Source organism: Rhizobium sp. 10N414, from assembly GCF_056394785.1.
Window position 1 is genome coordinate 21,500 of sequence record NZ_JBFTIN010000050.1, and the last position, 10,816, is coordinate 32,315.

The window sequence follows — 10,816 nt, forward strand, 5'->3', positions numbered from 1 at the left end:
CCGGTCCCGCTTTTGCGGCCGACTTTTTCCCTTAGTTGGCGTACTGCTTCTCGGACTGCGGAATCGGACGATCCCGCATCTGAAGCCCCCGCTCGAGCCGGTCGACTATCGCGGCAACGCCAAGCGACAGAACGCCGAAGCCGAAGCAGATCGCGCCGACAGCTTCCTGCGCGACGGTCGGCCCGGTGAAGCCTACGGCGAGCCCGAACAAGATCTGCAGCACGCCTACAATGGTGAGAAAATGGAACATTTGAACCCCCAGGTTGCAGCGAGAATCGCTCAACACGTGGTGGCGGTCAAGTAGCCCTTGCGAACCGCCTCAACCGAGTCGGGCGTCGATAAATTCAAGCCGTTCCTCCAGTTCTCTTATTTTCGCCTCGAGTGGTGCGGTGATGGACCGGTAAGATAGATAATCTACTTCCGCTTGGCTGAGTGTCACGTAGAGCCGGTAGTCTCCATTGAGGGAGACGCGCGCCGGCGACATTTCAATTTCAATGCCATCGTCATCCTCCATTTTCCGCACATTGAGTATCGAAATGATATTTTCATCAACGAGTTCGTGTTTGCCCATGTTGCGCCGGTACCCACGCGCTAAAATCTTCAAATCAGCCTCCCTCTAGGTGTTATTTCCTATTGCGTTCAGATGCCCTTGCGGCCAGCCTTTCGGCGCGCTGCTCGAGAAAGCCTCCAGCCGCTATTACGTGTTTTGGGTTAGCAAACGGCACGACGCGCGATTTACTGCGCTTCACGTAGTCGTCTAGATCATGAGGATCGAACAGCATATGTGTGCGCTCAGATCCGACGCCCTTCTTGAGGAAGGCAATCTGACCGGCGTTCACAAGTGCTCTTAGCGTGGAGACCGAAACGGCCAGGCGCTCTGCGGCCTGCTTAGTTGTGAGAAGATTCATCCGTTGCCGACTTCGCCGCCTCGTGGCAGCAGCCCTTTCTTCTCCAAGTCCTCGGCGATCAAGTTCTCAATGTACGACGCCACAGACCGACGATCGGCCTTGGCAGCCAGCTTGATCGCTTCTTGTAACTCGGGCTCGACCCTGATGCCGATCGCGGCCGTCTTAGCCATATGTCATATCCTCTGTTCGCAGTATGCTAACATTTATCGCATTTTCTAGTTGACCGCTATGAAATCATTCGCTATACAAATACTAACAAATGCAAACGCAGCGAGGAGAGAAAGATGCCAACGGAACAGGTTCACATTGACAGAATTGCGTTGCCCCGCAGCCTAGTCGGAAGAAGAAGACGTTATGTTGCAGCGTACCGTTTCCGCGTAGGCCAGTTGGTCGACTTCCATGGCGAACTAGCCATAGTCATTTCCCGCTCCCGCAGCATGATGGGGCGCGAGTTTTACCAGATCCTCTTGTTGACTGCCCATGAGCGCCCGATAAGGCATGTTCTGGGCTCAGTCCTTCGACATACCCATTGAATTCAGAGACCCTGCGCGGGGCGGCCGGCGCTTGACACGTTGGCCGGGCGGGCGGCGATGGCATCACGACGTCGCCGCCCGTCACCATAAGTTCTTGGCGCGACAATGCGCGCCGGCCGACATGATGTCGCGCCTCTTTTATCCAAAGTCACCACAGGCCGGCGCGATCACCACCCTCTCCCACATTGAGGCGCGCCGGCTGGTCCATTTCTGGGCTCTTTTCTGGACGTTGGGGCACCAATGCTGAGAATAGTCTGAAACCACGAAAAATGAGGGAGACAGATGCCGGTAGCTGCAAATGACAACATCGCACCAGATGCGCCATTGCGGCTCTCTGACATCCTGCCACTCGCATTCCCTCATGGCGGCATGACGGTCAGCGGGCTCCGACGAGAGGCCAGCCGCGGGCGTTTGGTCGTCATGCGCATAGCCGGTAAGGACTTCACCACGCTTCGATCGATTGAGGAGATGAAACAAGCATGTCGCGTGCCCGCAAACCAGCCCGCCTCTGGCTCCGGCCAGCAAGCAAGGACCGAGCGCCCGTCTGGATCATCCTCGACGACGGAAAGCAGTACAGCAGCGGCTGCGGCGCGGATGATTATAGCGGAGCTGAGAGGGCCCTCGCCGACCACATCGCGCGCCAGTTCATCGCGACGCCAGCACGGAAAGACCGAGCAGCGTCCGAGGTAACGGTTGCGGAGGTGATAGCACACTATCTCCAACTCAAGCGCGACACGGCGACCCGCCCTAAAGAGCTAGCATCGCGCGCCGAGAACCTGCTCGCCTATTGGGGTGAGAAAACGCTCGACGACATCACGAGCGCGACATGCGCCGAGTACGCCAAGAAGCGTGGAACTCCGAACGGCTCCCGCCGCGAGCTAGAGGATCTGCGCGCAGCATGCCGACAGGCCATCGCTGATAACGTCACGCGCCAGGCAGTGACCGTCACCCTTCCACCGAAGGCAAAGGGTCGCGTGAAGCACCTGGATCGATCCATGATGGCAAAGCTCATCTGGGCTGCATACAAGAAGCGATCCAAGTTTCGTGGCGTCCCGAACAAATGGCGACCGACCATTCATATCGCACGCTTCACGCTGGCCGCTGTCTACACTGGCAGCCGATCGTCTCGCATCTGGCAAGCCTCATTCATCAAGGAGGAAGGCCGTCCGTTCATCGACCTTGAAGCTGGCGTGTTCTACCGAGCATGGGAGGGCGAGATCGTCGCCGCCAACAAGCGCGCTCCACCGATTCGCTTGCCCGACCGTCTGCTTGCCCACATGCGCCGTTGGCACCGTCTCGGCGCAAAGTATGTGGTCGAGTACAACGGCAAGCCGGCAGATCCCAAGCGCGCTTTTCGTAACCTCGTGGATGACGTTCTAGGCGCCGATGCAGATGGCATCGTACGGCACACCCTGCGGCACACGGCTGCGACGTGGCTGATGCAGGCGGCAGCCGACAAATGGGAAGCGTCTGGCTACCTCGGCATGACGCTCGAGACATTGGAAAAGACCTACGGCCACCACCACCCAGATCATCAGGCTGGTGTCGGTGCAGCGTTCACATCAGGAAGGGCCGGCCGGAAGAAATGACCATTCATTGCCGCATTCGTTGCCGTGGAATTTCCGCAACGCAAACCCGAAATGAAAAAAGCCCGCTTGCGCGGGCTTTTCGGCTGGTCGGAGTGGAGTGATTCGAACACTCGACCCCCACGTCCCGAACTTCGGGGGATTTAGCTGATCGCCCGGAATTCTGGGCCTTGCCAATTCCTTTGATACCCCTTCGTTCCCTCTTTTTTCCGTTGTTCCGTTAGATATCGTTAGGTGTAAGATGCTCAGTTTTCGTCGCAGGCCCGACCATCGGCAGCCATCGGCCTTAAGGAGACGTACCGTAGCTAGTGCAAACTTTGGACGAGGTAGTCTCGAATTTGATACAGATTAACGGCAAAGTCTTCGGCATCTTCTGGGCGGATCGAGATTGACAACCGATTAGAAAAGACTTGGTTCTTCGCTTCATCACAGAATGACTGCGCGATACGCTCGACCATCTTTTTGCGCGGTACCCCAATTCGCCCCCGGCCTGTACCCATGAGCGGAACAGAAAGGTCTCTCAAGTTTCCATTGGAACGTACGAATTTCCAGGTGGCGTCAAGAGCGTCCTCAATTTGACGCGGAGTGGAACTTGCATTTCCCTGGTCATTAAGACGGGACATCGCGACAAAATAGAAGGTGCGATTATGGCTTGTGACCCGAGCAACGGTACCGATTGGATATTCGACCTTCTTACCTGGAGCGTTTTCTCTCTGTACTCCATGAACTGCTGCGAGATCGAGGCTAAGCTGACGGTCGATTTCCTCAGTGTTTGCATTGAAGAATTTTGTCGCTACCTGACCTTGGATGCTGCCGGTGTCGATCAGTCCGCTGGCCATATCCGTGTCAAACGTAGTGTTTGTGCTGACAACAACGTCGTGGTTGCCATCGAACAAATCGCCAATCCGCACTTCGACCTGGAAATCTTTGCCGGGTACCTTGTATGAGAACCGGGTAATTGGGCGGCGAGTAGTCACAACCCACAAAATTGCGAATACCGTCATGATCAGTACAGCGTAGCTACTATATCTATCTTTCGTGTAAATATTAAAAAAATCCGCCATATCCATGACAAGATATATGGCACCCACAATTGCGAATACTTTGGCAACTGCTTCACCAGATAAAAGCGCGTAACGCCAAAAAGATAGCGTTCGAATAGATTTAAAAAAGTATCTCATTTTTTGGCAACTACGAGTAACGATAGACCTGCGGGGATGCTTTGGTTGCAAGCATAAAATCTGCGTCAGCGAGTGCTGATCTGATCAGTTCTTTCTTCATCGGCACATGGAGCGTTGGAACCTTTTGCAATGAGTCTCTGAAAATTGGAAGGTTGTTCCAAAGCTCTCTAATTCCAGGCTTGAGAGAGCCGTTGTTCATCAGGCTTTCTTTGGTGTCGTATTCTGGATATACCACGATTATCGGTAAGGCCTGATCGTTGATGCCATAGTCTAATTCTTCCCTGAGGGCTCGGGAGTTCACCGTGTTACTGCTGAGAAACAGCACCATGTTTTTTGACAACCTCATTCGCTCTCGCAGACGGGGCCTTAGCGTTTTCTCCCAATCACTGCCGTCTCGAACACTGTAGGTGGTCGCATGTGCATCGGTGAAGGGAAAACTGGAATCGCTGCCTTTCCACGACCGCAGCAAATTGTAGTAACAAAAGTCCTTCGTTGCATGTGCGCCTAATGCACCCGGATTAAAAGGTTCTGCAACGTAGAAGGCGCAATATGTGACAGTCCGCAACATTGGTACTCCGTAGAAGCGCTGGTTTATTAGGACGATGAAGCCATCCCAATTTTTGGATTAGCTAGTTTCCAGTGAGTCTCGTCAAGTAGTACGCAACGCGAAGTGTTGGATGCACAAGCGAAGCTGTCAGGCAGATTTGTTCGCACTCCCTGTTTAGGTATCAAGCCGGTTTGTGGGGTTTTGGCGTATAGCGCCATCAACTAGGATTTGAACCGATCAAGCGGCTTTTGCCGCCTTCGCCTTTTTCCTTTGAGCTTCGGCAGCTCTCTTTTCCCGGTCAGCCCTTTGCGCGTCGTTAACCTCGATATGGAAGTCCGGGGAAAAATGGCCGTAGACGGCCTTAATCACTTCTTCCGTCGTCGATAAGTAACTTGCGATGATGTCTAAGGGGACGCGCTTCGCCATCAACCAACTTGCGCACGTGTGCTTGAAGGTATGGCGATTGACTTCCTTGGCTCGCGCCTCGTCAAACACCTTGTATTTGAGCGTATAAAAACCTCGCCGGGTCGAGCCGGGCTTGCCATTGTGCTCAATCACGTTAATTGACCCATCCTTTTTCCAGCGCTTAAGCTGGTGCAAGAGGCGGTCTGGGATGCGAACGGGATCGGCCCGTTTATTCAGCGGTGTCTTATTTCCGACTCCTGCTCGGTAAAAAATCCCACTCTCAACATCCATCCATGGACGGCCATCGACGTTTTCAAAAGATGCTTGTTCGATCTTCTCGGCGCGGGTGCCGGTGTGAACGGCAATAAGAATGAATCGCGCCAGATGCTCTGAAGTCTTATGACCCTTGGAACCTATTACATCATTCTTGGCTCGGTATGCACATCGTACCAGCTTCGCGACTTCGGCGGCGCTATAGTATGTCATGCGAGGTTCCGGGGCGGCAGGTAATTCCCAGTCGATAATGTGACCTTTGAGTTCGCACAGGCCTTTTTTTAAACCAAACAGGACCATCGCCTTGAGGTCCTGAAGTTCACGGCGAGCCGTGTTATCAGCCAGCGGCTTACCGGGTCGGGCGCTCTGCTGATATGCAACGCAATTCCTCTCGTTGATGTCGTAAACTGTCTTGCCGGACCAAAAGGTGATCAGGCGTTCAACGGAATTCAGATAATCGCGCTTTCTTTCTTTCGACTTCTTCGCGATCTTCTTCTGGTGTCGCTCAATGTAGAAACGGATGAGATCGACAACGAGAACTTCGCGAACGTCTTTGCCGTGGTCGGCAATCGGCGTTTGCGCGTATAAAGCCGCCTCGTACTCGTGGCGCTTTATTTCAGCGTCCGAACGAAATTCAAAGCCGAGTCCCGTGCTAACAAGCTTCGGTCCGTGCTTGATCGCCCAATATCCCCGCGATTTAAGTTTCTTTTCGGGGCCGGGATGAAACTTTGGCTTGATCCAGACGAGATGCGGGGGCTTTGCTGGTCTTGGCATGAGGCGATCCACTCCTGAATTTGGCGTCGCGTGACGTAAAGGTTTTTGGTGTTAAGACGGGTTGTTGCCAGCCGCCCTCGCTCAATCGCCAGGCGCAGCGTTTTCACAGTGACAACTGTGGATGGCTCGGAATCCGTATTGCGATACGAGATGCCGCCGAGTTCCGGCAGGCAAACCGCCTGAGGTAACGTTAGGGGGGTGTCCGGGGCGGGATCGAAAAGCTCAAGGAGGCGGACTGCTTCGGTCATGGCCGCGTCTAGCGTCAGAGCTTGGGCTATGATTTCTTCTATCGCTTTTGCAGAGCGCTCGCTTTCCGCAATCGTTGCTGCAACTTCCTTTTGAAATTCTACAAACTCATCATCCGTCATCAGCGCCGCCTTTCTCAAGCGACAGATTACATAAAGCACCACATTGCGGAATTTCAAGCAGTCGGCCCGAACCCGTCAAAAGCACGGATGCCGTCCCTATGAATTTCCGCCTTGAGTGCCGCCGCCGCTCCCGGTAGCCGGGACTTGCGCACAAGCTTCCGTTCTGCGCTTCCATGCCGCTGGACATAGATCGCCGCGTAGTACCAGATCGTGCCGCCGGTCGCGTCTTGTTGATGTATCTCAATGACTTCGATATTAACCGTCAGCCCTCTGATTTTCGTGATCGTCTGGCGCATGAAAATCCTCATTTATATTTGATTTCATTGAGGATTTTATAGCATAGTTGAGGATTCTTGAGAATCCTTGCGACAAGAAAGATGTCGCACATGGGATTCTGATTGCTAACGGAATATGTCGGATTTTAGTGGTCTTGGAGAGGGATCGTTTGTCTCGTCTCGGCGGCAGGCAGGGTTGACAGGGCGGCGGGCGGCATAGGCTCTTTCCTTGCCTTGGCCAGAATGGTCATGGCGGTGACCGCAAGGTCATAAAGAGCCGCCCGCCGTCGTGTCACCGAGCGGCAAGGTTCCGCGACTATCCGGGAGTGCAGGTACGCGAAGCGGATCGACCAGAGACACGCGGCTCAGGTCGAAGGCCCGGAGAATCGTAGCGGAAAAGAGCGAGGCTCCCCTGCCGGATTTTTTTGTTGGGGTGCGAAAACAGTAAATTTAAGGTTAATGTCAACATTAGCTGAATCAAGCATTTGGTTTTGTTGTGTTTCAGTAATGGCGTTCCTTCGCAAAAACCGAGAAATGTCAACACTTCTTTATTTTCAACGACTTGCCCATCTGGCTCGACTTAAAAAAGGGCTTGTAATACTCCAATGCTTGCCCCATTTTCGTCTTCATCCGCTGAGCAAGCGGCTCTGAAATGATTTGCGGCACACTCGATGCCGCATATCACTTGACCGCCCGCATAGGCGGCAGTGCCTTCGCTTCCCGAAGGTTTCTGATCATCTTTGGCGGATCCCCTCCCTTGCATTTTCGCAGGCTCTCGGAGGGCGCTTAACTGTGCCCTCCGTTCCCCCCCGCCCGATTTCAAAGCTTCCTTTCCACAAGGACGGCGGAGCTTTGCCCAAAATTAGAAAGGCATTTTATGAGCAAAATTGAAAATGAGATAACCATCGATCTGAGAGAGATTTTGCCGCTAGATCGGGATTTTGCCTACAGCATCGCACTCGAACTGAACTCACTCATTCTGCAAGAGTATAAGCATCTGGAAGAGTTCAAGCACCGCCCCGACGCTGTGTGTCGAAGAACCGCAGAAATCGCAAGGCTGAAGTTCATGGTTGAGCATCTCGTGCCGGAAAATAGCAACAAGCGCGATCTAGCGACGAAGGCTTGGGGCTTTTTGGCTGCCGAGGGATACAGCGCCCTTGCCAGAAATGGGTTTCGCGTACCGGAGAGTGCGCCGCTCGTGGCTAAAGAGGGCGGAGCTTCCTAGAATGAATGGAAGCATGAACGTTATCAGCTTGATATTGGACGACGGGCACGCTGAAGCGTTGGCGCAATTTTGCAAGCGCTCCTTCCTAGATCGCGTCCGGTTATTCTCGGCATCTGAAGCCGAGGCGCGTCAGATGGTCGATGCAATCCACGAATTGCGTCATGCGCTCGCCGAGGCAGGTTTCGCTCCTCGACAATCGGATCGGCGGTTGACGCAGGTTCCGCCAGCCATGAGCATTTAAAAAGCCGCCTTAACACGGGCTGGAACCCTCGGCGGCTTTTAGGAACAACACATGATTGCTGACGGCTACATGGATGTAAAGACCCATCTTCCGGGTCGGTGAGCGGCAGGCTGGCATATTGGCCAGCCGGTAGCGCCGAACTTCTTAATCTAAGCCGTCAACAAATTTGGCCAGTAGCTTCCGGCCCATTTCATCACAATCAGGATAATTACAACATGTTTGCATCAGCCGCAAACGTGGTGGCGGCCGCGTGCGCTGCACGCACACTGACCGCGACCACGGACCTCCCAAAGGGGATGATGGGATTTGAAACCCGTTACGCCGAAGCTCGACGCCAGAAACGACAGGCCAAGCAACGCCGTCAGCAGCGATCTAATTATGACACGACGAACGATTTTGTAGCGACTGCCATCGAGCAAAAGGAGCTGGTGCGGAAGCGTCTTGAGGAAGGCTATCAGCTTCGTTTTGCCCGTGAGATTGCGGGCCGGACGCGGCAGCCGTTCAGAGAGTTCGGGCTCCGATCCGAGGACAACTTCGTCCTGAAATATTTCGTCTCGCTTGTTCCTCGTGGCGGACAAGCGCGGGCGTCCGATGACAAAGCAAATCTGGCAGTGCAAACCCGCTCGAAACTTTTGACGTTGGACTATGCTTACGTCGAACTGAACCGTGAGTTCATGGCTGCGCTCCGGGTCGATTGCGATGGTGTTTTCAATAGTCCAGACGCTTGCGAAGCTGCACTAAGTGACCTGGTGCACGAGGGGCGCATTCCTTGCTTGCCGCATATCATCGTCGGTGACCTGATGGACAACGGGACGTTAGCAAGGCCACATTTCATCTGGCTACTACCTTCCGGCTCCGCTGTCTGGCGCAGCGAGGATGAGCGGTGTCGGAAACAACCGGTGAAACTTTTCGACGCGGTGGTGCGAGGTCTCGTCGCCGCACTGCTCGACCTCGGTGCGGACCCAGCCGCTCCGACGATGACAGGACGCATGAAGTGCCCAACTTCGCCGATCTGGTGCACGCGAACCCCGAATTCCGATGTTTGGCCGACGCTCTCGGACTACGCGGAATATGTCGACACGTCCATTGACCGCGCCGTACTCGTTCGCAAGGCGGCGACGGTACAGTCGAAGCTTGGTCTTGCGGCGTCCAACGAGTTGTTCGACGCGCTGCGTACAGAAGGCCAGCGGCTCTTGGCGGAGTGGCATTTTGGCGCGGATACGAGGATGCATGGCGGTCGTACTGGCCTGGCCGATCATCTCCATGAAGCACTCATTGCCTTCGCCACGGACAGTGGTCTCGCAGATGAGCGGGCGGCCAGAGGTGGGCGCGGGAGTAGGCGTGACAAGGCGAGGCGAGCGGCGGCGGGAGTAGAGTATGTCGCGGCCAAGGTTGCGGACTACCTTGCCGCCCATTTCGATGGTGAGCGCGACGAACAACCCACCTTTTCTTTTGTGAATGAGGCCGCGAGATATGCTCCTTCATCGAAAGGAGCGGAATGGAATGGTTGGAGATCGCGCTGATGCCATGCTTGAAGTCATGGATGAAGGCATGCATGAAGCCAGGCATGAGGGAAAGTATCGTCGGATCGAGGTGATCACCGGTCGGCGGCAGCGGCGGAATTGGACTGACGAGGAGAAGGCGCGGATCCTTGCGGAAAGCGCAGAACCTGACGTGAATATCTCGGCCGTTGCCCGGCGCTGGGGCGTCAATCGCGGGTTGCTGAACGTCTGGCGTCGGGAAGCTGGACTGACGCCTCGTCGTTCTGCCAAGACCTGCGCGCAGCAGGCGATGTTCGTGCCCGTGACGGTGGTTGGCGATCGAGCGCCTCCCGGAAGCTCGCCGTCGGATGTCACCCACTTTGCCGCAGGTCGGATTGAGATCGAGATTGCTGGCGCGCGCATGACGGTTGTCGGCCCGGTAGCGCCTGAGCTGGCACAAGCGATGGTGGCGGCGTTGCGAGGGCGCCGGTGATCGGAGTTTCGCCAAATGGCGTGAAGATCATGGTTGCGACGCAACCTGTCGACTTCCGGCGCGGCATGAATGGCCTGGTGGCTTTGGTGGCGTCAGCGCTTGCGGCCGATCCCTATTGTGGCGACGTGTTCGTATTCCGCGCCAAGCGTCTGGATCGACTTCGCTGCATTTACTGGGACGGATCAGGCATGATCCTGGCAACGAAATGGCTGGAGGCGGGCAAGTTCGTTTGGCCGCCGATCCGTGATGGCGCGATGCAGATGAGTGCCCAAGAGTTCTCGCTTTTGCTTGATGGTATTGACTGGACGCGCGTCAAACGAAACGCGGTGAGGAAGCCCTCAAAAGCAGGCTGATCTCATTGGTTTTGCTTGAAGATTCAGGCTCATATGGTAGGGTCTGTAATGCCGCTTCGACCCGATCCCTTGCCCCAGGATGCTGCGCGATTGACCCGGATCATTCTCTCGCTCGACGAAGAGAATGCCGATCTCAAAGCGCGCGTTGCCTTCCTCGAGGGCCAACTCTTTGG

At 55.1% G+C, this 10,816-nt stretch carries 14 protein-coding genes; 6 read left to right on the forward strand and 8 right to left on the reverse strand.

The window, feature by feature from the left end; genetic code table 11:
• Nucleotides 1-31: 31 nt before the first annotated feature.
• From AC1DE4_RS28100 to AC1DE4_RS28115, 4 genes are all read right to left on the reverse strand, one after another.
• Nucleotides 32-250, reverse strand: coding sequence for a hypothetical protein (locus tag AC1DE4_RS28100; protein WP_477884124.1), 219 nt, complete (start codon nt 248-250; stop codon nt 32-34).
• A gap of 69 nt (nt 251-319) precedes the next feature.
• Nucleotides 320-604, reverse strand: coding sequence for a hypothetical protein (locus tag AC1DE4_RS28105; RefSeq protein WP_477884126.1), 285 nt, complete (start codon nt 602-604; stop codon nt 320-322).
• Between the two features lie 19 nt (nt 605-623).
• Nucleotides 624-908, reverse strand: coding sequence for a helix-turn-helix domain-containing protein (locus AC1DE4_RS28110; protein ID WP_477884128.1), 285 nt, complete (start codon nt 906-908; stop codon nt 624-626).
• A complete protein-coding gene (locus AC1DE4_RS28115; RefSeq protein ID WP_477884130.1) occupies nt 905-1,078 on the reverse strand; it encodes a hypothetical protein in 174 nt (57 codons plus the stop codon). The genes AC1DE4_RS28110 and AC1DE4_RS28115 overlap by 4 nt, the downstream gene beginning before the upstream one ends.
• Before the next feature lie 842 nt (nt 1,079-1,920).
• On the opposite strand from AC1DE4_RS28115, the gene AC1DE4_RS28120 reads away from it, so the two are divergent.
• A complete protein-coding gene (locus tag AC1DE4_RS28120; RefSeq protein WP_477884132.1) occupies nt 1,921-3,030 on the forward strand; it encodes an integrase in 1,110 nt (369 codons plus the stop codon).
• A gap of 302 nt (nt 3,031-3,332) precedes the next feature.
• On the opposite strand, the gene AC1DE4_RS28125 is transcribed toward AC1DE4_RS28120, so the two are convergent.
• The 4 genes from AC1DE4_RS28125 to AC1DE4_RS28140 all read right to left on the reverse strand — a co-directional run bounded on the left by AC1DE4_RS28125 (nt 3,333) and on the right by AC1DE4_RS28140 (nt 6,871).
• A complete protein-coding gene (locus tag AC1DE4_RS28125; protein ID WP_477884134.1) occupies nt 3,333-4,208 on the reverse strand; it encodes a macro domain-containing protein in 876 nt (291 codons plus the stop codon).
• Nucleotides 4,209-4,218: 10 nt separating this feature from the next.
• The gene (locus AC1DE4_RS28130; RefSeq protein ID WP_477884136.1) at nt 4,219-4,776 is read right to left on the reverse strand and encodes a TIR domain-containing protein; all 558 of its coding nucleotides are present in this window, start codon (nt 4,774-4,776) and stop codon (nt 4,219-4,221) included.
• A 216-nt stretch (nt 4,777-4,992) separates the two neighbouring features.
• The gene (locus AC1DE4_RS28135) at nt 4,993-6,207 is read right to left on the reverse strand and encodes a hypothetical protein (RefSeq protein ID WP_477884138.1); all 1,215 of its coding nucleotides are present in this window, start codon (nt 6,205-6,207) and stop codon (nt 4,993-4,995) included.
• Between the two features lie 421 nt (nt 6,208-6,628).
• Complete coding sequence (locus tag AC1DE4_RS28140) at nt 6,629-6,871, reverse strand: hypothetical protein (RefSeq protein ID WP_477884140.1); 243 nt, start codon at nt 6,869-6,871, stop codon at nt 6,629-6,631.
• A gap of 856 nt (nt 6,872-7,727) precedes the next feature.
• Between AC1DE4_RS28140 and AC1DE4_RS28145 the strand changes: the two genes are divergently transcribed.
• The 5 genes from AC1DE4_RS28145 (at nt 7,728) to tnpB (ending at nt 10,643) form a co-directional block, all read left to right on the forward strand.
• On the forward strand, nt 7,728-8,075 hold the full coding sequence (locus AC1DE4_RS28145) for a hypothetical protein (RefSeq protein WP_477884142.1): 348 nt from the start codon (nt 7,728-7,730) through the stop codon (nt 8,073-8,075).
• Between the two features lies 1 nt (nt 8,076).
• Nucleotides 8,077-8,316, forward strand: a complete 240-nt coding sequence (locus AC1DE4_RS28150) for a DUF7706 family protein (protein WP_477884144.1) — start codon at nt 8,077-8,079, stop codon at nt 8,314-8,316.
• Between the two features lie 98 nt (nt 8,317-8,414).
• The gene (locus tag AC1DE4_RS28155) at nt 8,415-9,839 is read left to right on the forward strand and encodes a hypothetical protein (RefSeq protein WP_477884146.1); all 1,425 of its coding nucleotides are present in this window, start codon (nt 8,415-8,417) and stop codon (nt 9,837-9,839) included.
• Nucleotides 9,820-10,290: an IS66-like element accessory protein TnpA gene (gene tnpA, locus AC1DE4_RS28160; protein WP_477884148.1), complete on the forward strand. Its 471-nt coding sequence runs from the start codon at nt 9,820-9,822 to the stop codon at nt 10,288-10,290. The genes AC1DE4_RS28155 and tnpA overlap by 20 nt, the downstream gene beginning before the upstream one ends.
• A complete protein-coding gene (gene tnpB, locus AC1DE4_RS28165) occupies nt 10,287-10,643 on the forward strand; it encodes an IS66 family insertion sequence element accessory protein TnpB (protein ID WP_028748976.1) in 357 nt (118 codons plus the stop codon). Before tnpA ends, tnpB begins: the two co-directional genes overlap by 4 nt.
• Nucleotides 10,644-10,816: the final 173 nt, after the last annotated feature.